18 protein-coding genes and 1 pseudogene are annotated in these 22,826 nt (G+C 61.0%); 11 read left to right on the plus strand and 8 right to left on the minus strand.

The features are described from left to right. Nucleotides 1-90: 90 nt before the first annotated feature. The 4 genes from MTX19_RS06280 to MTX19_RS06295 form a co-directional block, all read right to left on the minus strand. Nucleotides 91-1,296, minus strand: a complete 1,206-nt coding sequence (locus tag MTX19_RS06280; RefSeq protein WP_280982877.1) for an NAD(P)/FAD-dependent oxidoreductase — start codon at nucleotides 1,294-1,296, stop codon at nucleotides 91-93. A 54-nt stretch (nucleotides 1,297-1,350) separates the two neighbouring features. Continuing rightward, the gene (locus MTX19_RS06285) at nucleotides 1,351-2,181 is read right to left on the minus strand and encodes an alpha/beta hydrolase (RefSeq protein ID WP_280982878.1); all 831 of its coding nucleotides are present in this window, start codon (nucleotides 2,179-2,181) and stop codon (nucleotides 1,351-1,353) included. 256 nt (nucleotides 2,182-2,437) lie between these two features. Beyond that, a complete protein-coding gene (locus tag MTX19_RS06290; RefSeq protein WP_280982879.1) occupies nucleotides 2,438-3,391 on the minus strand; it encodes an AraC family transcriptional regulator in 954 nt (317 codons plus the stop codon). Nucleotides 3,392-3,454: 63 nt separating this feature from the next. Then, nucleotides 3,455-4,204 carry an SDR family oxidoreductase gene (locus tag MTX19_RS06295; RefSeq protein ID WP_280982880.1) on the minus strand — a complete coding sequence of 250 codons (750 nt, stop codon included), beginning with the start codon at nucleotides 4,202-4,204 and terminating at the stop codon, nucleotides 3,455-3,457. A gap of 143 nt (nucleotides 4,205-4,347) precedes the next feature. Here MTX19_RS06295 and MTX19_RS06300 point away from each other — a divergent pair, with 143 nt between their 5' ends. Next, on the plus strand, nucleotides 4,348-5,925 hold the full coding sequence (locus MTX19_RS06300) for a winged helix-turn-helix domain-containing tetratricopeptide repeat protein (protein WP_280982881.1): 1,578 nt from the start codon (nucleotides 4,348-4,350) through the stop codon (nucleotides 5,923-5,925). A 695-nt stretch (nucleotides 5,926-6,620) separates the two neighbouring features. On the opposite strand, the pseudogene MTX19_RS06305 reads toward MTX19_RS06300, so the two are convergent. Beyond that, nucleotides 6,621-8,035, minus strand: a pseudogene (locus MTX19_RS06305) (MFS transporter). A gap of 252 nt (nucleotides 8,036-8,287) precedes the next feature. On the opposite strand from MTX19_RS06305, the gene MTX19_RS06310 reads away from it, so the two are divergent. The 8 genes from MTX19_RS06310 to MTX19_RS06345 all read left to right on the plus strand — a co-directional run bounded on the left by MTX19_RS06310 (nucleotide 8,288) and on the right by MTX19_RS06345 (nucleotide 18,368). After that, a complete protein-coding gene (locus tag MTX19_RS06310; RefSeq protein ID WP_280982882.1) occupies nucleotides 8,288-9,067 on the plus strand; it encodes a helix-turn-helix transcriptional regulator in 780 nt (259 codons plus the stop codon). Between the two features lie 1,100 nt (nucleotides 9,068-10,167). After that, complete coding sequence (locus tag MTX19_RS06315; RefSeq protein ID WP_280982883.1) at nucleotides 10,168-10,836, plus strand: LuxR C-terminal-related transcriptional regulator; 669 nt, start codon at nucleotides 10,168-10,170, stop codon at nucleotides 10,834-10,836. Nucleotides 10,837-11,011: 175 nt separating this feature from the next. Next, nucleotides 11,012-11,293, plus strand: a complete 282-nt coding sequence (locus MTX19_RS06320) for a circadian clock KaiB family protein (protein WP_280982884.1) — start codon at nucleotides 11,012-11,014, stop codon at nucleotides 11,291-11,293. Then, a complete protein-coding gene (locus MTX19_RS06325; protein WP_280982885.1) occupies nucleotides 11,290-12,072 on the plus strand; it encodes an ATPase domain-containing protein in 783 nt (260 codons plus the stop codon). The genes MTX19_RS06320 and MTX19_RS06325 overlap by 4 nt, the downstream gene beginning before the upstream one ends. Next, entirely contained in the window at nucleotides 12,060-12,782 is a 723-nt protein-coding gene (locus MTX19_RS06330) for an ATPase domain-containing protein (protein WP_280982886.1), read from the plus strand. Before MTX19_RS06325 ends, MTX19_RS06330 begins: the two co-directional genes overlap by 13 nt. A gap of 43 nt (nucleotides 12,783-12,825) precedes the next feature. Then, entirely contained in the window at nucleotides 12,826-14,730 is a 1,905-nt protein-coding gene (locus MTX19_RS06335) for a response regulator (RefSeq protein WP_280985887.1), read from the plus strand. 521 nt (nucleotides 14,731-15,251) lie between these two features. After that, the gene (locus MTX19_RS06340; RefSeq protein ID WP_280982888.1) at nucleotides 15,252-16,451 is read left to right on the plus strand and encodes an ABC transporter substrate-binding protein; all 1,200 of its coding nucleotides are present in this window, start codon (nucleotides 15,252-15,254) and stop codon (nucleotides 16,449-16,451) included. Nucleotides 16,452-16,565: 114 nt separating this feature from the next. After that, a complete protein-coding gene (locus MTX19_RS06345) occupies nucleotides 16,566-18,368 on the plus strand; it encodes an AMP-binding protein (RefSeq protein WP_280982889.1) in 1,803 nt (600 codons plus the stop codon). A 126-nt stretch (nucleotides 18,369-18,494) separates the two neighbouring features. Here the strand turns inward: MTX19_RS06345 and MTX19_RS06350 are convergent, their stop codons facing one another. Beyond that, nucleotides 18,495-19,007, minus strand: coding sequence for a helix-turn-helix domain-containing protein (locus MTX19_RS06350; RefSeq protein ID WP_280985888.1), 513 nt, complete (start codon nucleotides 19,005-19,007; stop codon nucleotides 18,495-18,497). 232 nt (nucleotides 19,008-19,239) lie between these two features. Between MTX19_RS06350 and MTX19_RS06355 the strand changes: the two genes are divergently transcribed. Then, nucleotides 19,240-19,872: a 2-hydroxychromene-2-carboxylate isomerase gene (locus MTX19_RS06355; protein ID WP_280982890.1), complete on the plus strand. Its 633-nt coding sequence runs from the start codon at nucleotides 19,240-19,242 to the stop codon at nucleotides 19,870-19,872. A 98-nt stretch (nucleotides 19,873-19,970) separates the two neighbouring features. Beyond that, nucleotides 19,971-21,170 (plus strand): CoA transferase, encoded by a 1,200-nt coding sequence (locus MTX19_RS06360; protein ID WP_280982891.1) that lies wholly within the window; start codon nucleotides 19,971-19,973, stop codon nucleotides 21,168-21,170. A 32-nt stretch (nucleotides 21,171-21,202) separates the two neighbouring features. Here the strand turns inward: MTX19_RS06360 and MTX19_RS06365 are convergent, their stop codons facing one another. Both MTX19_RS06365 and MTX19_RS06370 read right to left on the minus strand, forming a co-directional pair. Then, complete coding sequence (locus tag MTX19_RS06365; RefSeq protein WP_280982892.1) at nucleotides 21,203-21,880, minus strand: glutathione S-transferase family protein; 678 nt, start codon at nucleotides 21,878-21,880, stop codon at nucleotides 21,203-21,205. Beyond that, nucleotides 21,880-22,623 carry an SDR family NAD(P)-dependent oxidoreductase gene (locus tag MTX19_RS06370; RefSeq protein ID WP_280982893.1) on the minus strand — a complete coding sequence of 248 codons (744 nt, stop codon included), beginning with the start codon at nucleotides 22,621-22,623 and terminating at the stop codon, nucleotides 21,880-21,882. Before MTX19_RS06370 ends, MTX19_RS06365 begins: the two co-directional genes overlap by 1 nt. Nucleotides 22,624-22,826: the final 203 nt, after the last annotated feature.

A 22,826-nucleotide genomic window follows, 5' to 3' on the forward strand; every position in this document is an offset into this window, starting at 1 on the left:
CTTCTTTGGTTTACTGGGCAGTCCAGCCGCCATCGAGCCAGACTGCCGTGGGCTCGCGCGTGAGTGCGCGGCCGATGTCGTGTGAGACGCCTAGAGGTCAGTCACGCGCTCCGGATCGGCCGAGGCCAGCGCGGCGGCACGCTGTGCACGCGGCGGATAGATCCACACGGTGTTGATTTCCTGCTTGGTTTTCTTGGCTACGTCGCCGATCATTTCCACCTTGCGCTCCCAGCCGCGCGTGAAGAGTGCGCCGGCTTCTCCGAGGTCGAGGCAGGTGACGTAGGCCTTCTGGTGATACGGCTTAGTCGACACGCCCAGCAGCTCCGCGGCGGCATTGTTGCCGGCGAAGGCGCCCATCCGCGTGGCGTGCTGACACGACATCAGTGCGTAATTGCCGACATCATCGCATGCTGCCCTGGCCGCATCGCCGGTGGCGAAAACGCCGGCGACCCCCGGCACGCGCAAGTCGCGGTCGACCAGCAGCCGGCCGAAATTGTCGCGCTCGGCGGGGATCTGCTGTGTCAACGGCGCGGCGCGAATGCCCGCCGCCCAGATCACGGTCTCGGCTTCGATGTGCTCTCCGTTGGAAAGCGTGACGCCGGATTCGTCGAGCGAGGCGACGCCGGCGCCGAGCCGGGTCTCCACACCGAGCTTGCGCAGCGCGTCCTCGATGATGGGGCGGGGACCTTCGCCCATATCGGGGGCGATCGCGTTGTTGCGATCGACGATGATGACGCGAGGGTTGGCATTCTTTCCGAGGACTGCGCGAAGCCGCGCCGGCATCTCGGTGGCAGCCTCGATGCCGGTGAAGCCGCCCCCGGCCACGACGACCGTGTCGCGCCCGTTCCTTGCCGGTCGATCGGCCAGACTGTGCAGATGCCGGTCGAGCGCAATCGCATCGTCGAGCTGGTCGACGGAAAAGCCGTGCTCGGCAAGGCCGGGGACATTCGGACGGAACAGCCTGCTGCCGGTGGCGACAACCAGACGATCGTAGGGGAGCGTCTTTCGCGCGCCTTTGGCGGCGACGACGTCCACGGTGCGGGCTTTGGTGTCGATCGTCTCGGCGCTGCCTTGCACATAGACGACGTCGATGGCCTTGAGGACATCTTGGAGAGGTGCCGTCAGTGTCTCGGGCTTCGGTTCGTAGAGCCGCGGGCGAACCACCAGCGTTGGCTCTGGTGCGATCAGCGCGATTTCGAGTTCCTCGGGTGAGACACCCTGGATGTCGCGCAGACGGGCAGCGGAAAGTGCAGCATACATGCCGGCGAAGCCGGCGCCAATGATGACAAGTCGCATGTGATTTTCTCCAGTGGTTTGAGTTCTTCCGGTGCAAAGACGCAAGTGAAGACGCTAGACCGCCATGAACGAGAGCAGCGCGTCGTTGACGAGGTCGGCATGAGTCGTGCACATGCCGTGCGGCAGCTTCTCGTAGATTTTAAGCGTGCTACGTTTCAGCAGCTTCGCCGACAGAGGCGCGGAGTCAGCGACAGGCACGATCTGATCGTCATCGCCATGCAGGACGAGCGTGGGCACAGCGATGTTCTTGAGGTCCTCGCTGAAATCCGTCTCGGAGAATGCCTTGATGCCGTCGTAGTGTGCCTTGGCGCAGCCCATCATGGCTTGGCGCCACCAATTCCAGATCACCGCCGGCGATGCTTCCGCACCGGGGCGGTTGTAGCCGTAGAACGGGCCGCCCGCGAAATCGAGATAGAACTGCGACCTGTTTGTGGCGAGCTGCCTGCGCAGGCTGTCGAACGCTCCGATGGGCAAGCCGCCCGGATTGGCCTCCGTCTTCAACATCAACGGCGGCACGGCGCCGATCAGGACCAGCTTTGCCGCTCGATGCCTGCCATGTCGCGCAACATAGCGTGCGGCCTCTCCGCCACCAGTGGAATGGCCGACGTGAACAGCGTTACGAAGATCAAGATGCTCGACGACCGCTGCGACATCGGCTGCGTAGTGATCCATGTCGTGGCCGTCACTCACCTGGCTTGAGCGACCGTGACCGCGGCGATCATGGGCGATGACGCGATAGCCTTTCTCGACGAAGAACAGCATTTGAGTGTCCCAGTCGTCGGAGCTGAGCGGCCAGCCGTGATGAAAGACAATCGGCTGGGCGGACTTCGGCCCCCAGTCCTTGTAGAAAATCTGGGCGCCGTCTTTGGTCGTAACGAAGGTCATGAGATCGGTCCTTTGGTTGGGGTGTGTCGAATTCCTCGTTTCTGTGCCGGCCGCCGAGGTGGAGCGAACGGTTAGCGAAGTCGCATACATGAGCGTGGTCGCGAGCACCTTCCGCCGCGATGCGTTCGCAAGCCGGCTGACGGAGTTATTCCAGGCCATTCATTCCTCTCTGTCGTTGGTGTGGTCGCGACGAGTTGTAACGAACCGAGTGGCCCGTTGCCCCAGAGCGATTGATGTACCTGTAGGGTGATTGCTGCTAACGTATGCGGCGCCGCCACTCGCTCGGCGTCTCGCCGGTCAGCTTCCTGAACGCCGCGGCGAAGGCGGTCTGCGAGGAATAGCCAAGCGCGGCTGCGATCGCGACGATCGATGCGTCGCTATCGCGCAGCATGTTCATCGCCTGCTCCAGCCGGTATTGGCGCAGCCAGGCATGGGGTGACAGTCCAGTGCTCTCCTTGAACGCACGGCAGAAATGAAAGCGCGACAGACCGGCCTCCGAAGCAAGCGCTGCGAGCGAGACGTCCGTATCGACATCCGAACGCAAGCGTTCGAAGGCGCGTACCAGTACCTTCGGCGACAGCCCGCCCATAACCGGCTGAAACGTGGTTGGCGATCCGGCATGCGCGGCCAGAAGGCGCGTGGCCAGGAGATCTGTCACTTGCTGCCTGAACAGCGCATCTAGCGCCTCGTTGCCCTCCAGGACATCCGCCGCACTCAAGAGCAGCCGGGATGTGATGGTGTCGGCATGCCCTGTTCGCTCCAGGAGATTGCCGGGACCGGCCATATCGGCTTCGCTCGCAACCCGCTGGAGCGTTGTATGCGGAAGATAGAGCTGAACGACGTTGACAAGCCCGGGAATATCCCATCGGGCGCTTGAGCCAGCCGGGATGATCGTCACCACACCGGAACGCGCCGTTCCGATCGCAACCGATCTCCCTGAGCGCCGCTCCAGGCGCTGCATGGAGCCGGTGTACGTCATGATGACATGATCAGCCATGGGCTCGACGACATCGTGCAGAGCTCCATGCTTCCAATGGGCGATCGTGCCACTGGATGGGTCTGAAGCCATGCGAAGTGGTGCAGTCTTGAGTACGCGCGCCATTTCCACGCCGGCGGGACGCCGATCGGGGTCGGGCGGAGTCCCTTGGCGTTCGTCAGACGCGGCCCGCGGATCCTCCTGCGAAGGATCACGCAAGATAGACTTGCTCATGAGTTCGTGCTCGCAGCGGGAAGGCCGTGTATGCGGTGAGGAGTTAGCGGCAGGCCGGGCTTGTTACTTGCGGAGCCCAGCCAACCAGTCTTCAAAGCGCATTGAGCCGAGCCGAGCGTCGCCGCCCGGCGTGAGTGACCGATCATCGAGCTCTGCACCGAAATAGCGGGCGTGGATGTCGGCGACGACCTTGCGTGGGTCCTTCGTCGCGACCAGATATTTTCGGGCAAAGTCATCGAGGCTGAATCGTTCCGGGCCGGCCAGTTCAACGAGGCCGTTGACGGGAGCGCCGAGCGTGACGTCGGCCAGTGCGGCGGCGACGTCTTCCGACGACACGGGCTGAATCAGAGCAGGTGACAGCCTGACGATTTGCCTATCCGCGGAGGTATCGACGATCCCGCCAATGAACTCGAAGAACTGCGTTGCGCGCAGGATCGTGTAGGGGATCCCTGACGCCTTGATCAGGTCTTCCTGCGCGAGCTTGGCGCGAAAGTAACCGCATTCCTGAAGGCGATCGGTCCCGACGACGGACAGCGCGACATGGTGCCGCACTTTGGCGGCGGCCTCGGCAGCGAGAAGATTACGGCCCGAAGTTTCGAAGAATTTCAAGACCGCATTGTCCTCGAAGGACGGCGAGTTCGCGACATCGACGACAATTTCCGCACCCGATAGCGCCTTCTCGAGACCCTCGCCCGTAATGGTGTTGACGCCCGTGCTGGGGGCTGCTCGAATCACCTCATGGCCCTTCCGAAGCAGCTTGTCAGCAAGCTTCGTCCCGATGAGGCCAGTACCGCCAATGACGACAATCTTCATGACCCTCAGCTTTTTTCCAAGCTACCAATGCCCTTGCTCCCAAAAACAGCGGGAGAATGCGCCCGTGCCGGCCGGAAGGCCTTGCAGTCAGCTTGAATTGCCGTTGAATTTTCCTTGGGTTCTCGTCCAAGCGGAGCGCGAAAGTGCAGTTTCTATTCGACGATTATTGCCTTGACGCCGACCTGCGCGAACTCAGGCGAGGCTCAGAGCTCATCGCCGTTGGCCCGAAAGTGTTCGATCTGCTGCTCTATCTGATCCGGAATCGCGAGCAAGTGGTGACCAGAGACGATCTCCTGCAGGCCGTGTGGAACGGCCGGATCGTCTCAGAGTCGACGTTGACAAGCCACATCAACGCGGTGCGCAAGGCGATCAGTGACACCGGTAAGGAGCAGCGCCTGATCCGGACGGTTTCTCGCAAAGGCGTTCGGTTTGTCGGCAAGACCCAGGAGGTGGAATCGTCCGCGAACACCTCGATCACGGATTCGACTATCGTGAGTGAAAGGCTCGGGCCCGTCCTGACCCTGCCGGATTCTCCGTCGATCGCGATCTTGCCGTTCCGCAATCTCAGTGGCGACGTTGAGCAGGATTATTTTGCCGATGGGATCGTCGAGGACATCATCACGGCCTTGTCGCGCATTCGCTGGCTTTTCGTGATCGCGCGCAACTCAAGCTTCACCTACAAAGGCAGGACGGTGGACGAGAAGCAGGTGGGGCGCGAGCTTGGCGTGCGTTATGTCGTCGAGGGCAGCGTACGCCAGTCCGAAGATCGGATTCGTATCACGGGCCAGCTCGTTGATACGGCAACCGGCACCCACCTTTGGGCCGAGAGATTCGAAGGGACACTCGACGACGTCTTCGAGCTTCAGGACCAGATCGCCACCAGCATCGTCGGAGCGGTCGCCTCGCAGCTCGAGCGGGCGGAAATCGAGCGCGCCAGGCGGAAACCGACCGGCAGCCTCAGTGCCTACGACAACTATTTGCGCGGCATGCCTCATTTGCATCGCGGAACGCGGCAGGCGATCGATGAGGCGCTACCGCTGTTTTACAAGGCTATGCAGCTCGATCCGGAGTTTGCCTCTGCCCATGCCATGGCAGCGTGGTGTCATTTCTGGCGGAAGATAAATGGCTGGATGACCGACCGGTCGCCGGAAATCGCGGAAGGCGTCCGATTGGCGCGCCTTGCCGTAGAATTGGGCAAGGACGACGCCGTCGCGCTCACAAGGGGTGGACATGCGCTTGCCCATCTGACAGGCGACCTGGACGGCGGCATCGCGCTCGTCGACAAGGCGCTGGTGCTCAACCCGAACCTGGCGGCTGCCTGGTTCCTGGGCGGCTTTCTCAGAACCGAGCGCGGTGATCCCGACACCGCGATCGAATTCTTCACGCGCGCAATGCGTTTCAGTCCGCTGGATCCGGAGATGTTCCGGATGCAGGCAGGTATGGCCATGTCGCATCTGTTTGCCGGGCGCTATGACATGGCCTCTTCCTGGGCCGAACAATCCTTCAGGCAACTGCCGAGTTTCTTGTTCGTAGTAGCCATCAGCGCGGCAAGTCATGCGCTCGCCGGTCGAACCGAGCAGGCGGACACCGCGCTCCAACATTTGCGGAAGCTGGATCCCACGTTTCGTATTTCCAGTCTCGAAGGCTGGATTGCTATCCGGCGACCTGAGCATCTCGCCAGATTCAGCGCCGGTCTGCGCAAGGCGGGGCTGCCGGAGTGACCCTTCTGGAAGTGCGCGCTTGGCTCACGCTACGATGGTAAGGATAAACAGCGGTCCGTCATGTCGGTGATTGCGTGTGATTCCCTCCCTGGGCACCAAATCCACGCTTTCCCACGCTAGAGCACGATTTTGTACGACTGCGTTCGCTGGATGATCGCCGCGAAGGGCGCTCGCGAATTTCTCTCCCAAGGGCTTGGTTTTTGTTTTGAGCGTGGAAGGTCGCCCTAACAATCAATCGTTTAGGTCCGCGGGATCAAATCACCCGCAGCCAACTTGCGATCATGGGTACAGGGGGCGAGATCACGGTCGCTTACGCGCGCGTTTGCGTACCATTAGCGCGCAATCACAGGCTCACTCGACGTATGTCCGAGCAGGGCCCTCGGATGACCTCGAGCTTTCGTCAGACTTCCGTTTTGCACAATAGGGGTTCGGGCGCTGTCTCGACGCACGATAGCTGGCGGCATCCTTCAGAGCTGGGCCTATCAGACCGCGATGAAGGCCCATATCTCGCAGCTCTTCATCGCTGAGACTACGCAAGAAGGCCAAACTCGCTTGGTATTTGCGTTGAGTGATGAAGGCCGCGATCCATCTACTGACGAGACTGAAAAGCCATCTGCCGATGGAGCGCACTCTTTCCCGAAGGTAGGACGTGCTGCGGCCCCCCGGGGCGCCACACGAGCTCGACCTGTGCCCCTTCATCGTTCCTCCTTTGCCCGGCCATGCCAGATCGCGAACGCACCTGCGAGCAACACAGCGGCCGATATCACGAGCGAGGCATGCGCGCCCGTCATGAACGCGTTGTTCCCTCTGACCAGCGAGCCGAACAGGGCAGCGCCGAGCACGCTGCCGGTCTGCCGCGTCGCGTTCAATACGCCGGCGGCGATGCCGGATCGCGACTTCTCGACACTGCCGAGCAGCGTTGAGGTCAAGGACGGCACGAGCAGGCCGAGCCCGCCCCGAGGACCATGAGCTGAGCGCCGATCGCCCCGTAGCTGGTGCCTGAGGCCATGGGCAGCAGCGCAACGCAGCCCGCGGCAGTGATCACACAAGCCAAAGCAATGGTTTGCGGCGCGCCGAGGCGCTCGCTGACCGACGCGGTGACCAGGTTGGCGGGCAGCACCATGGCCATCATGGGCACGAAGGCGAGCCCCGTTGCGAACGGCGACCAGCCATTGACCTTCTGGAAGTAGAGACTGAGCACGAAGATCAGGCCGTAGAAGGCGATGTTGAAGAGAAGCCCGACCAGAGCGGTCAGCGCGAACATGCGATGGCGGAACAGCGACAGCGGCAGCATCGGTTGTGGCGCGCGCGCCTCGCGCCATACGAACACGAGCCCGATTACGGCCGCCGCCGCGAAGCCTACGATGACGAGCGGGTGGCTCCAGCCGAGCGCGCCGCCCTCGATCAGGGCGCCGGCCAGTGTGCCGAGGGTTGCAATCGCCGCGATCTGTCCCGGCAGATCGATCTCGCGCTGCGCGAGCCGCGGCGTCTCCTCGGCATAGCGCCAGGCAAGCCAGAGGCCGGCGGCGCCAATCGGCAGGTTGACGAGAAAGACGGCGCGCCATCCGACCAGCGCGATCAGCGCGCCGCCGACGAACGGCCCCGAAGTCAGTGCGACGCTCGCACCTGCGGCCCAGAAGCCGACAGCGCGGACGCGCGCCTTCGGATCGGTATATGCGTGATTGAGCAGCGTCAGCGAGTTCGGCACCAGGATCGCCGCCGCCAGGCCCTGCACGGAGCGCGCAGCGATCAGGAACATCGCTGACGGGGCCAGTGCGCAGGCGAGCGAAGCCAACGTGAAGATTGCAAAGCCCCCGATGAATATCCGTTTGGCGCCAACGCGGTCACCGAGCGCGCCGGCGGTCAAAATGAAGGCAGCGAACGCGATGGTATAGGCGGTCACCACCCATTGCAGCTCGGCGACGCTGCCGCCGAGCGAGGTGCCGATGCTGCTCAGCGCAGTGTTGACGATGGTGATATCGAGCTGCACCACGCCGAGGCCGAGGCTCGTGGCGGCAAGCGCCAGCGCCGTCGCGAGAGGCGAACGGGATGACGTGTTGTGGGAGCGGGCTTGTTCCGGCCGCCTTGTGTTGAGCGAAGCTGTTTGCATTGATCACACTCAGTTGTCTGTGAGAATTTGACGGCTCGGATAAGCCTGCTTTGCGATCATCATTCGATACCAATCGAATATTCGGAGCCGCGGGGATGATATCTTTCGCCCATCGCGGCACTTGCTTTCGCTGGGCTTGTTGGTGTCCAGGCAACCTATGTCCGGTGATCGAACCAGTCTTGCGGAACTACTACGGTCTCGGCCGAAGTATTTGCGCTGGCACTGCGTCCTCGTCGGCGTTAGGAGAAAGACATGGACACGGGACCCAAAATCGCCCAAGTCGCGGCGCTCATCGGCGATCCGGCGCGCGCCAACATGCTGAGCGCGCTGATGGATGGCCGAACGTTGACCGCCTCGGAGCTTGCCTATGTGTCTGGCGTGGCGCCGCAGACAGCGAGTGGCCATCTTGCGAAACTCAGCGACGCCGGATTGCTCGCGCTCGCGAAGCAGGGCCGACGACGATATTTCCGCTTGGCCTCTCCGTCCGTCGCGCGCGTGCTGGAAGGTCTCATGGTCGTGGCGCAGGAAGGCCCCGCCCGGCAGCGCAATCTCTGGCGCGGCGGAGAGACGCTCCGACACGCGCGCACGTGCTATGACCACATGGCCGGCCGCATCGCTGTCGCAATCGCCGACCGGCTGGTCCAACAGTCGTTTGTTCTGCTCGACGAGGATGGCGGACAATTAACCGATGCCGGTCGGTCATTCTCCGATGAGTTGGGCGTCGATCTTCGCCTCGCCTCCAGGCGCCGAGTGTTCTGTCGCCCCTGTCTCGACTGGAGCGAGCGGCGGCCGCATCTGGCAGGGGCGGTCGGCGCTGCCATTCTTCATCACGCGCTCGAGCACGATTGGGTCGAGCATGTCCGGGATAGCCGCGCGCTCGTCGTGACTCCGGTTGGCGTTAGAGAACTCGCCACAACGTTCGGCATCGAGAGCGCACCCCCGACGGACGGTTGCGAAGGGCCTGTTGCATCACTGTCCCGAGGCCGGGTACCGGTTATCCCGGTTGAGTCAGCGTTCCCCGGCCGGAGGTAGCACTGCGATCAGCCGCTTCGGCCGCGAGTACTGTCCGTATTTGACATTCAGAATCACGGTGATAGTGCACTTGGTTCGCACTCCGTCAGCGCAATTTGCCGTTTGCTCTCTTGCATCGGGTAACCGGCGCATTTTGGCGGCGATAGCGCATTCCGAAATGGCGCACCCCGACCCGATTCGAACGTGTGGCCTCCACCTTCGGAGGGCAACGGTCCTATGCTCCCAATCGCGGAACGATTTGTTCAATCGCAAGAATCGGGTGTTGCGAGCGCAGGATTTGAACCTCGCCAGGGGTTCGAATAAGCGGCGGGTTCCGGCAGGCCATAAGGACGCTTCCCAGAGAGCTAGGCTGCCCGCCAAGCGGGGCTCTCCCGCGTTGTGGGATTCGCGATGACCTCCGCCACTGTGCCAAGCGCTCACGCCACCATACTAAGAACAAACAACGGTTCGTCGCGTCGGTGATTGCGTATGATTCCCTCCCTGGGCACCATCACTTCGCTTTTGTGCGCTAAACTACGATTTGGTGCGGGGGCATTGCGTGAGCCTGGATTGCGGATAACCGTCGTTCCGACAGCGGCGCCCCCACCCGATTTCCTCTACACATCATCCTGCTCGCACTCATCGCGCCCGCCATCGCCGCAATCGATCCAGCAACCGGCTCGATCTATCCGGGCAACGCCTGAGGAGACGCCGATCGGTGGCAGAGGGCCAGTTTTCGAGCGACAAAACTTCCTCTGCGAAATGCGTCCCAATAAGGTCGCGATCCAAACGAAGGGCCCGCCAATGTTGGGCCTAGCCCGGATGCCTGGAAGTCCGGCGTCGAATTTCGGCACAGGGAAGGGCGTGACTCGAGTCGACCTCCTCGGCGACAGGACGAGAAGCTCTATGAGCTTGTAGCGACCAATCAACCATCCAACCCCGGATGCCGCCCAAGACGGCTTCAAGACCTACCAAGGATGCTCCAGGTCATTTCAACCGAAATAGTGCTTTTTTACTAATGGCTTGGCCCAAGGGAACGACATTTCTCGCCCGGCGTTATCAGAGCGAACGAACGTTTCACAGTTGGTCAGCCCTCACATCGATCGCAAAGGGGGAACGCCATGGACAAAGTGGCGAACGATCATTCGTGTCTAGAGGAACGCCTCGCGCGCGTCCTGTCCGCGCTCGGCACGGGCGCGATCCTGCTTGATTCTAATTGCGAGATTGCGTGGATGGATGAGCGTACGCGCGCGCGTCTGAACGGCGGCATCGAACAGTTGGCGGCGACATTGCGGGGGCTCGATCCTGACCTCGGCGTTCACTGCTGTCTCCATGTCCAGGAAGTGATGATCAATGGCGAGGCGGCGACGTTGTGCCTGATCCGGGAATACGAACCGCTTCAGGACGTCCAGGGATACGATGCCATCGCGGCGGTCGAGGCAGCAATGACGGATGCGTCCTGGTTTACGCGCGCCTTCATCGAAAAGCTCAAGGCGTTCCGTCCAACCAAACGGGCGGTGCCAAGGCTCTCGGATTTGGACATTCTCTCGGATCGAGAGTGCGAAGTTTTGGGCCTCATCTGCGAAGGCCGCAGCGATGCCCAAATGGGTACCATGCTGAATCTTTCACAGAATACGATCCGCAACCACATCGCTTCACTTTACCGAAAGATCGGCGTCAATCGTCGGAGCGCCGCGATCATCTGGGCCCGTGAGCGCGGGGTCACCAGCCATGATGCTCTGCCGCCGCGGCGGCTAAGGCCGCCGCGTCGGAATGCTCCGCAGGAATGAGCCTTACTAGTATCTTGGTATTTCTCTCTCTCTTGCGCGTGCCGCCCGAACGCTGTTCTTACTCTTCCATCTATCGCATGCGCGGATGAATGGATCGTCCGCTTTGAAAGGGCGGCTGCAGGTCCGCACAGTGCCTGCTAGCGGCGCGCGATATGCAACGAGGCTATGCCCCGTGATGGATGCCATCCTCCGCCTTTATGTTGCCGGAGCGTCCGCGACTGCGCGGCGTGCCGAGAAGCAGCTCGCAGGGCTCCAGGCACAGATCGGGCCCGAGTTGAAGATTGAGGTCATCGACGTGCAGGAAGAGCCGGAACTCGCCGAGAAAGCCGGCATCCTGGCAACGCCGACCCTTGCCTATGAACATCCCGAGCGTTCACGGCGAATCATCGGCGACCTCGGCGATATCAAGCGCGTCCTGGAGTTTCTTGGCCTAGAACCGAAAGGGGAGTCCGCATGATCACGCAAGAGGAGGCGGTGGAGGTCTCCGACGTTCTCGATCGAGTGAAGACAGGTGTGAATGCCTTCGATGAACTGGTCATGGGCGGCCTCCCGCGCGGGCGCACTACGGTCGTCGGTGGAACACCTGGCAGCGGCAAAACGGTCTTCGCTACGCAATTTCTCGCTCACGGGATCACTCACTACGGTGAGAACGGAGTGCTGGTGACGTTCGAAGAGCCGCCCACCGACATCGAGGCGAATATGCGTGGCTTCGGCTGGGATCTTCCGGCCTGGCGCAAGGAAGGCCGTTTGGCCTTCGTCGATGCGAGCCCTTCGGCGAGCGACGAACTGGTAGTCGGCGACTACGATCTGGCCGGTCTGTTGGCACGCATCGACCATGCCGTGAAGACCGTCCGCGCCCGTCGCGTGGTGCTCGACTCGCTTACGCAGCTTTTTGATCATTTCATCGGTGATCCAAAGATCCTGCGTCGCGAGCTGTTCCGCATCAGCAGTGCCTTGAAAAAATCGAAGCTCGCCGTGCTTATGACCGCCGAGCGCAACAATGAATACGGAGAGATCACGCGTCACCGCCTGGAGGAGTTCGTCGCCGATAACGTCGTCATCTTGCGAAACGTGCTTCATCGTGAAAAGCGCCGCCGCACGATCGAAGTGCTCAAGATGCGCGGCAGCCATCATGCTGAAGGCGAAGCGCCTTTTACCTTGCTGGAAAACAAGGGCGTCGTGGCCGTGCCCTTGTCGTCACTGCGCCTCGAGCGCAATCGAGCATGGTCCGGGTGACCAGTGGCAATCCGGCGATCGACGAGATGTGTGGCGGCGGCTTTTTCCGCGACAGCGTCACGCTTGTCAGCGGCGCCACAGGAACCGGCAAAACTCTGCTAGTGACGAATTTCCTCGCCGGTGGGGTTGCCGCGGGAGAAAAGTCCATCCTGTTCGGTTACGAAGAGAGCAGAGGCCAGCTATTTCGCAATGCAAGCGGGTGGGGCGTGGATTTCGCGCAGATGGAGGCTGACGGCAGGCTCAAGATTGTCTGTCTTTATCCGGAGGCACAGGGACTGCCGGATCATCTCATCACGATCCAGAGCCTGGTTGACGAATTTCAACCGAGTCGGATCGCCATCGACAGTCTCTCCGCGCTGGAGCGGATCGCACCTGATACCGGATTTCGTGAATTCCTGATCAGCCTCACGTCATTCATCAAGAAACGAGAAATCGCCGGCCTCTGTACCGCAACCAGCAAGTCGCTGGTCGGTGGCGAAAGTGCCAGCGAGCAACATATTTCAACCCTCACCGACTCGATCATCTTGCTGCGCTACATCCAGGAACAGAACACAATGCATCGAGGACTCATGATCCTGAAGATGCGCGGCAGCGAACACGCCAAGGAAATTCGGCGATTCACCATCGACAATGCCGGCATGCATCTTGGAGCAGCTTTCGAAGCGGCGCCCAACGTGTTCACCGGGGGTAATGCCGAGTACGGACACTAAGGATTCGACTCCTCAAAATTCCAGGCCGATGCGAGAGACCACGATGAATGCGGCAGGTCCCCGCGGAAGGGACAGTATCGATCAGGCAGATATCAGATTCCTCGTCGAGAAGAATGCCGACGGTATTGTCGTGGTTGACGAAGACGGCACTGTGTTGTTCGTCAATCCGGCCGCGGAGCAGATTTTCGGTCGAACGCGAGAAGCGCTGATCGGTTCGCAGATAGGCATCCCCCTCATCGGGGGAGAAACGACGGAGATCGCCCTGCATCGTCCGGGCGGCGATTCAGCCGAGGCCGAGATCCGGGTTGTGGAAACGACATGGGATCGCCGACCTGCCCTTCTGGCGAGCCTGCGTGATATATCGGCGCGAAAGGCGACGGAGGAGCGCCTGAGGCAGTCCGCCAAGATGGAGGCCGTCGGCCGGCTGACGGCCGGCATTGCGCATGATTTCAACAATCTGCTAACGGTCGTTCTTGGAAATCTGGAGAGTGCGCGCCGGCAGTCCTCTGCAGCAACCGCGCGGATCCAGGCCCTTGACAACGCGACGCGCGGCGCACGCCGCGCGGCAGCTCTCACTGAACGGTTGCTCGCCTTTGCGCGCCAAAAGCCGCTAGCGCCCGTCACCATCGATGTCAACGAACTCGTGTTGGGGATGTCCGATTTACTCCAGCGCACACTGGGCGAGAGCATTAATGTCCGCTCCGCGCTCGATCCTGCGGCTTGGAACATAGAGACAGATCCGACCGAACTTGAAGCCGCTATCGTGAACCTCGCCGTCAACGCACGCGACGCGATGCCGAACGGCGGCGAGCTCATGATCGAGACGGCGAATGTCCAGCTCGACAGGGTCTATGCTGCGGCAAACGCGGAGGTGACGGCCGGACCGCATGTAATGATTGCGGTTGCCGACACGGGCACCGGGATGAGTCCGGACATCCTTAAGAAGGTATTTGAGCCGTTTTTCACCACCAAAGCCGATGGACGCGGGACTGGCCTCGGGCTCAGCCAAGTCTACGGCTTTGTCAAACAGACCGGCGGGCACGTGAGACTCTACAGCGAGCCCGGAATCGGAACGACCGTCAAGGTCTACTTCCCAAAGGTAGCAGAATCGCGCCGCGCCCTTCAGCCAAGCGACGGCCAGAAATTGATCGATCAGGTTCCGCTTGCCGGCGAGAGCGAAGGCATCCTCGTCGTTGAGGATGACGAGGATGTCCGCAATTACACCGTCAGCAGCCTGCGCGAGCTAGGCTACGTTGTCTTTGCGGCGATCGATGCGGCTTCGGCTCTTGAGATTTTGGATCGCGAAGATGGAATCCACCTTCTGTTCACCGATCTCGGTCTGCCGGGCGCCATGGACGGCAGAGCCCTCGCCGACCGCATTCGCGCGATCAAGCCCTCCGTGAAGATATTGATCACAACGGCTTATGCCGGTAGCGTCCTACTATGCGAAGGACGGCTCGCTCCCGGCGTTGAATTGCTCAGCAAGCCTTTCAGCTTTGCAGCTCTGGCCTCGCGCATTCGGGAATTGCTGGATCGTCGCCAAGAAGGTCAGGAAGGCGATCGCATTCTTGTCGTTGATGACGAAGTTCTCATTCGCATGTTGGTGGTGGATGCCCTGGCGCGAGCAGGACTGGAGGCCGAGGAAGCTGGCAGCTTCCACGAGGCCCTCGCAAAGATCCGCAGCGTCGGCGACAAGCTAGCCGCCGCAATAGTGGACCTTGGACTGCCCGACAAACCAGGCGATGGACTCGTCGCCGAGATCAGGGCCCTTTGGCCAGGTTTGCCAATCGTATTGGCAACTGGCTATGTCAGTGAGGATCTCCGTCGCCGGTTTGTGCAAGATGTGCTGCTGCATATAGTCGCGAAGCCCTTTGATCCAGAGGCGCTCATGGCCACGCTGGAAAGATTGGGGTTTCGAGCTCGCAGACGTGGCCAGCCTTCGTCCTGATGTGTGGATCGTTTCCGACAAAGTCTGATCAACTCGTATGCCCGACGCTGTCGATGACGTGAAGCTCGTCCGGCCCGGGTGTTGTGCTGCCATTCGAAGCCATCTCGTTTGATTGCATCTCCCCAGATCAATAAAGTTCAATAATAGAATTTACATATTTGGTTGGAAAAGGCACATCACGCGTGCCTTTCTCGGTCGATATTCCAGCGTGTGGGCGTATCCCGCGCCTCGCGGACTGATGGCTCTTCCGCTCTAACGCGCAACTTCCCGGCACGCTGAAAGCGCGCCGCTCGCTGCCAGTGGACTGTCATCTAAGTGCTTGACGAGTTCTAAAACAGAACTGTATGGTTGAGGATAAGCCGGCCGATCTCAACGACCGCAAGGCTTGCTGCGCGCTGGGCCAGTCCGCGCTTGGATAGCGAGGCGCCCAGTTTCGCTCGGCGTGACGCCGGGCGAGCAGCCGGTGACGCAACAAAACACAATGACGTACCCGGAAGGGTGCGCATGAGGGAGGACGAGCAATGTTGGTGAATCCGAAGATCGTTGCGGCTCTGGCGTTGCTTTTGAGCGGACCGGCATTCGCGGCCGACGAGCCGGGGGTCACTGAGACCGAGATCAAGATCGGCGGGGTGTTTCCGTTCAGTGGACCGGCATCATCGATCGGTCTCGTGGGCAAGGGACTGATCGCATACATTCAATCGCTGAATGACCGCGGCGGCATTAACGGACGCAAGATCAACTACATCGCCTATGATGACGCGTACAGCCCGCCCAAAGCGGTGGAGCAGGTCCGCAAGCTCGTTGAGAGCGATGAAGTGGCGTTCATGTTCGGCCAACTCGGCACTCCCGGCATTTCGGCGACGGCAAAATACCTGAAGACGAAAGGCGTGCCCAGCATCGCAATCATCAGCGGATCATCGAAATTCACCGACGTCACCAGTTACCCGCTGACCACGACAGGCCTTGTCAGCTACGACACCGAAGGAAAAATCTACGCCAAATATCTGACGAAGACGCTGCCGAACGCCAAGTATGCGATCCTCTATCAAAACGACGATCTCGGCAAAGATTACGTCAATGCCTTCAAAGCGTTTCTCGGCAAGGAGTACGATCGAAAGGTCGTCAGCGCTTCCTATGAGGTCACCGAACCGACCGTCGATTCACAGGTCACCAATCTGAAGAACTCCGGTGCCGACGCCCTGATGATCGCAGGAACACCGAAGTTCGCCGCGCAGGCGATCCGCCAAGTCTCCGTGATCGGCTGGAAGGCGACGGTTATCATCAACTTTCCGTCCGGTTCGGTTGGAGGCACGCTCGCGCCGGCCGGTCTCGACAAATCAGTCGGCGTGATCGTCGGGACAATCAACAAGGATATCGTAGATCAAGCGTGGAAAGACGACCCTGCCATGCAGGCCTACCGGGCGTTTCTCGACAAGTATTTGCCGGGCGTCGACATCACCAACGGCAGCTATCTAACGGGCTATCAGCAAGGCATCCTGCTCGAGCAAATCCTGAAGCAATGCGGAAATGATCTGTCCCGCAAGAATATTCTTGCGCAGGCCAAGAACCTTAGGGATTTCGTCGTCCCGACCGCGCTGCCGGGGATCAAGGTCAACACCAGCGAAACCGAGAACATGATCTGGACGCAGATGCGCCTGCAGCGATGGACCGGCACGACCTGGGAAGCCTTCGGGGACGTGCTGGACGCCAGGTCCGAATGAGCGCGCAACGGGCAAGGTGGCGGATGGGGCATTAATTGTGCCGGCCGCCGGCGCTGGGCACAAGAGGGGGCAGCGCGTGCGATCGCCCTTCCAGCAATTCAGGAGGTCATTTCGATGTCGACGAAGGCACTGACGTTTGCGCCAAGGGAGCTTTGCATCGAGCGTCGACCCGACGGCACGCTCATATTGAGCTCGCCTCTCGAATGGAAGCCGTGTGACTGGCGCATCACCGATTTTCTACCGAGCTGGGCAGACGCCGTTCCGGACCGAGTGTTCCTTGCGCAACGCAATGCGAAGGGTGGATGGGACGAGATCACCTACGGCGAGGCATGGTCGCAGGTTCAAGCGGTCGGCCAAAGCCTGATCGATATGGGCGCAAAGCCGGCTGACAAGCTGGCAGTACTTTCAGGAAACTCCATCGAGAACGCGGTGATCTCTTTTGCGGCGATGTCGATAGGGGTCATCCTGGCGCCGATATCGCCGAACTACACGCTGATGCCCGGTGGCCTCGCTCGTCTCGAGGACATCGCGGAAGTGCTGCGCCCGAGCTTCGTTTTCGTCCAAAGCGGACGCGACTTTTCCGCTGGCCGCTCCATTGCGGAGTTGGCAGCCGCGACCTGGATCAGCGTCGACGGCGCGCCGGATACGGTGCCTTTCCGCACCCTGACAGGCAGAACCGGGAGCGAAGGATTTGCCCGGGCGTCACGCGCGGTCTCTTGTGACGCGGTTGCCAAGATTCTCTTCACGTCCGGTTCGACTGGCTTCCCGAAAGGGGTGCTCAACACCCACCGCATGATGGCGAGCGCCCTGGAAATGGGGAGTCTGCTCGTGTCTCCTCAGGCTGCGCCGGTCCAGGTGGAGTGGCTGCCTTGGCACCATACGATGGGCAGCAATGTCATCCTTCACAGCATCCTCAAGAATGGCGGGACGCTCTATATCGACGATGGCCGGCCCCTGCCGCAGCTCTTTCACAAGACCGTTGCCAATCTCAAGGAGATTTCGCCGACCGCGATGTTCAACGTACCCGCCGGCTATAATCTCCTATGTGACGCGGTCGAGAAGGACCTCGATCTTGGCGCCAGTGTGTTCAAGCGGATGGATCGCTTGAGCTACGCCGGGGCTGCAATTTCGCAAGCCACGCTTGAGAAACTGTATCGGTTGACGTCATCAATTACGGGACGGCGGATTCCGGTGATGTCGGGTTACGGCACGACCGAAACGGCCCCGACGATCAGTACGACCCATTGGGCAACGGATCAGCCGGGGGAGATTGGTCTTCCCGCGCCGGGGCTGCAGTTAAAACTGATCCCCGTTTCCTATACCTACGAGGCGAGGGTCAAGGGACCCAACGTCACGCCCGGTTATCTCGGACGGCCGGATTTGACGGAAAGGGCCTTCGATGAGGAAGGATTCTATCGCATCGGCGATACCGTCTCGTTTCTGGATCCAGAGAAGCCGGAGCTTGGGCTGCGCTTTACGGGTAGAATTTCCGAGAACTTCAAGCTCGCGAACGGCACCTGGGTCTCGATCGGCAACATGCGCGCGGCAATCCTGGCCGCGACACGCGGCGTCTTGCTGGACATTGTTGTTGCCGGCGAAAATCGCGAGGCGTGCGCGCTGCTCTGCTGGTTGAACCCGACCGAGGCGGCGCGCATCTCGCAGACTCCAGCCCCGGATTTGACCTGCGACCCTCTCGTGATTCAATTTCTGAAGGATCGCTTTCGGGACTACAACGAGACCGTCGGAAGCAGCGAGAGAATCTGTTCCTTCTCTCTGCTGAAGGATCCGCCGTCAATGGCGGCCGGAGAAATCACCGACAAGGCCTATGTCAATCAGCGTGCGGTGCTGAAAGTTCGCTCCGAACAGGTTGAGCATCTCTACGCGAACGAACCGAGCCGAGATGTGGTCCGGGTGTAAGAGCGAGTTCAGCGTTGCGGGGCGGTTTCGGACATCCTGTGTCGGCTCGACGGCGCCCGCAGGCACTCGCTTGCGTAGCCATCTGCTGCACGGCGCGGTCGATGCAGCATGCCGTGCGCGTCCATCTCAAGCGGCGCGTGAGCGCGCCTTTGCCTTCCGGATCTCCGGCGCGTTTGTCGCCGGGGTGCCGCGGGCACCCGGCCCTGGGTGAGTATGAACCTCCTTGGCCGACAGCGGCTCTCCGCACTCGGAGCACACCATGACCGGATCGAAGTCCTTTCCGCACTTCCGGTGCTGGTGCAGCAAAGGCCGGCCGCGCTCGTCGACCATGTGAGTATCGCCCCAATGCACGATCGCCATCATGATCGGATACAGATCGAGTCCCTTTTGAGTCAGGATGTATTCGTGGCGCTTGGGTGATTCCTGGTATGGAATGCGGCGCAGGATGCCCTGCCGAACCAGCTTTTTCAGTCGCTCGGCGAGCAAGTGCCGCGTGATTCCGAGCGCCGACTGAAATCCCTCGAAGCGCCGCGTGCGCAGAAAGCATTCGCGCAGGATCAGGAGAGTCCAGCGATCGCCGATCACGCCGATGGTTCGGGCCATCGAACATGGCTCTTCCTCGAGTTCTTTCCACTTCATTCAGGCTCTCCAGTCATCCCGGCATGGGCCGTCTCGAATCGTCACGGAAGCCGGTGCAGGCCCTTGCATTCTAGATAGGTACTAAATTCCAAACAATACCCTTCCAAGCTAGCCAAAGTGGCTTGAATCTCGTCACATTTGACAGTTCAATTTTAGAACTATAGGATGCAGACAGTTGGAGCTGGCGATCGGATCATCAGTACCTGCCAATGCGCTCCGGGAGGAAGTCGAGATGACGCTAAAGGTTGAATTCCAGTTCGATTTCGGCAGCCCGAACGCTTATCTGGCGGAAATCGCTATCCCGGGCATCGAGCAGCGGACCGGCGTGAAATTCGAGTATGTCCCGGTTCTGCTCGGCGGCATCTACAAGGCAACCGGCAACATGTCGCCGTTCGACTCGCTTCGGGGGATCAAGAACAAGCCGGAATACCAGGCGCTCGAGACTCAGCGGTTTATCCGACGCCACAACATCGCGAAATTTCGCCAGAATCCGTTCTTTCCGGTCAACACCCTGATGCTGATGCGCGGAGCTGTCGCGGCCCAGTTCGAAGGCGTGTTCGAGCCCTATTTCCGGGCTGCCTATCACCACATGTGGGAACAGCCCAAGAAGATGGATGATCCGGAAATCTTCCGGAGCGCTTTCGTGTCCTCGGGGATCGATATCGACAGACTGATTGCGCGCGCGCAGCAGGATGACATCAAGAAGAGGCTGATCGATCTGACCAACGACGCGGTCAGCCGCGGCGCATTTGGTTCACCGACGTTCTTCGTTGGCAAGGAAATGTTTTTCGGCAAGGATCAGCTCCGCGACGTCGAGGAGTCGATTGTCGAGCAGACCCGTCAGCGCGTTTCAAGAACGGCTTGACGTCGCGAATTGCGGTTCGGAATATCCTGGCCACGGCACGCGGCGAAACGAAACGTGTGCGTGGCAACTTCGGCAGAACAAGATTCAGGGAGAGTGCAATGGCCGGCCCACTTCACGGCGTTCGTGTTCTGGACTTGACCGGCGTGGTGTCGGGCCCATTCGCGACCATGTTTCTGGCGGATCAGGGCGCCGACGTGCTGAAGATCGAGCCGATTGGCGGCGATATCACCCGCCGCAGCCGCGCCACCATCGACAAGGAAGGCGAGTTCTCCGCGCTGTTCATCTCGTCAAACCGTGGCAAGCGTTCGCTGTCGATCGATGTCAAGAGCGGGTCCGGGCGTGAGGTGCTCGCCAGGCTGGTCGCGCAGGCCGACGTCCTGGTGCAGAATTTCCGGCCCGGCACCATGGAGCGCCTTGGTCTCGGCGTCGCGGAATTGCGTCAGCGCCATCCGCGTCTGATCTACGTCTCGATCAGCGGCGTCGGAGATAGCGGCCCTTATGTGAAGAAGCGGGTCTATGATCCGATCATTCAGGGCCTGTCCGGCTTTGCCGATATCCAGTCGCAGCCGGTCACGAACCGGCCGCAGATGATCCGCACCATCGTATGTGACAAGACAACAGCGGTGTTCACCGCGCAGGCTGTGGCGGCGGCGCTCTATGCGCGTGAGAAGACGGGGCAGGGCGACCACATCCAGGTTGCGATGCTGGATGCGATGATCTCGTATCTGTGGCCGGAAGGCATGATGCAGTACACGGTGATCGGCGCCGAGGCGGCCGCCGCCGATCCGAATGATCGGCCGGATCTCGTGTTCAAGACGAGCGACGGTTACATCACCGCGGGCACCATCTCCGATTCCGAATGGCAGGGTTTCTGTCGCGCCTCCGGCGATCCCGAGCTTGCCAATGATCCCCGCTTTGCGACCCCATCGGCGCGTTCGGTCAACGCCACGGCGCGAATCAACAAGATGGCGGAGTACATCGGCCAGCGCACGACAGCCGAATGGCTGGAGCGCCTGGACGCCGCGGACGTGCCATGTGCGCCAATCCTGCGGCGGGGCGAAATCATTTATAATGAACAGGTGGTCGCACGCGGCATCATCGCCGAATTCGATCAGCCGAAAGTCGGCCGGGTGCGGCAGCCGAAGCCGGCAGCCCGCTTCGAGGTCAACCAGGTTGCGATCGGCGGACCGGCTCCCAGGGTCGGCGAGCATTCGCGCGAGGTGCTGCGCGAGCTGGGGTACGACGACGGCGCCATCGACAAAATGGTCGCTGAGCGCGCCCTGCGCGTGGCCGTATAGGCCGAAGCGTTCGCGCGACCGGCGATCGGTTCTCAGACTTTCGCCGGCACCGCCGCAATAGGTGCTGCCGGAACATTCGCCGCAGCCGCTCTCTGATAAGCCTCGCGCCGCTGAATACGTTCGAGATAGGGCACCGCATTCTCGCAAATGCCAACGCCATAAGCGATGGCCCAGTCGAGGCACGTCGTAAGGAGGATATCCGCGCTGCTGAAGCGGTCGCCCATGAGAAACTGCCGGCCGTCGGCAAGGGCGACTTCAACATGGCGCAACTGCCCGCGAAAATATTCCGCGGCTTGAGCCACGACCTCAGGCGCAACGCCGTAGATGTGTCCCAGTGCATCCGCTCGGTGGCGGCGCATGACGTAAAGGCTCGTGGAATCAAGCTCGGCCACGATAAAGAAGCACCATTCGAGCCACGCGGCATAGTCGCGGGTGCCTTCCGGAATCAGCGAGCGGTCCGGCGTGGAATACATGCGCGACAGATAGGCAACGATCGCGGCGCTTTCGCCGATGCAGAAGTCGCCGTCCTGAAGCAACGGGATTTTCTGGCGAGGATTGAGCCTGGTGTATTCAGCCGTCTTGGTCTCCCCCGTCCGTGGCCCGATCGGCTTGACCGTGTAGGGCAAGCCAAGTTCGTGCATGGCCCAGTGTGCACGAATTGTGCGGCTTGTGCCGGCGCCCCACAGGGTGAGATCGGGCGTCGCGCTCATCACCACTTCTCCACCGACGGACGAAGATCGAGTTCATGGGTCCAGCCGTCGCGGCTTTGCTGATGGGTGAACCAGTACGCTTCGGCAATAGAGGATGTCTTCGTCAGGCTGTCCGGCGGGATCTCGCTTACCTCGATCCCCTTCGCCGCTTTCATGCGCTGGTGAATGGCTTCGCTATCGACGCCGGCGTCGATGACGAGATGGACGACATGGATATTCTTCGGCCCAAGCTCGCGCGCCATGGCCTGTGCCACCGCGCGAAGTCCGAATTTCGCCGATGAAAACGCGGCAAAGCCCTGGCCGCCGCGAATGCTGGCGGTCGCACCGGTAAAGAAGATGGTGCCGCGTCCGCGCGGCAGCATGACGCGCGCGGCCTCGCGCCCCACAAGGAATCCTGCGTAGCAGGCCAGCTCCCAGGCCTTGAAGAAAAGCTTTTCTGTGGTGTCCAGCAGCGGCTTGTTGACATTCGATCCGGCATTGAAAAGGCAGACCTCGATCGGTCCGATATTGCTTTCGACCTCGGAAAAAAGCTTCTGGACTTCGGCTTCCTGACGCGCATCGACGCTGAAGGCGTGGATGCGATGGCCTGCCGCAGTCAGTTCGTCCACTAGCCCCTGGGATTTGGCGGCGTCGCGCCGGCAGATGCACACCGTATAGCCGCCTTTGGCAAAACGCCGCGCAACGGCAGCGCCGATCGCGTCGCCTGCGCCCACCAGGATTGCCACGCCGCGACCCTGCACCATGCTCGCTCCCCAATAGGTTCTTTTTTGATACTTATTGGTAGCTACTCTCCGCCGCGTTGTAAATGAACTTTTCCAAACCCTCGAAATGGCAGCTTGCGGAACAACTGGTCTGATCGACGATCCGGCACTGCCGCACATGATCAGGCGATGCAGCGCGGCGAAGGCGCTGGCAGATCGGCGGTGACTTGCCAATCGCGGGCGCG

The sequence above is a fragment of the Bradyrhizobium sp. ISRA464 genome, from assembly GCF_029910095.1.
In the GTDB taxonomy this organism is placed as follows: domain Bacteria; phylum Pseudomonadota; class Alphaproteobacteria; order Rhizobiales; family Xanthobacteraceae; genus Bradyrhizobium.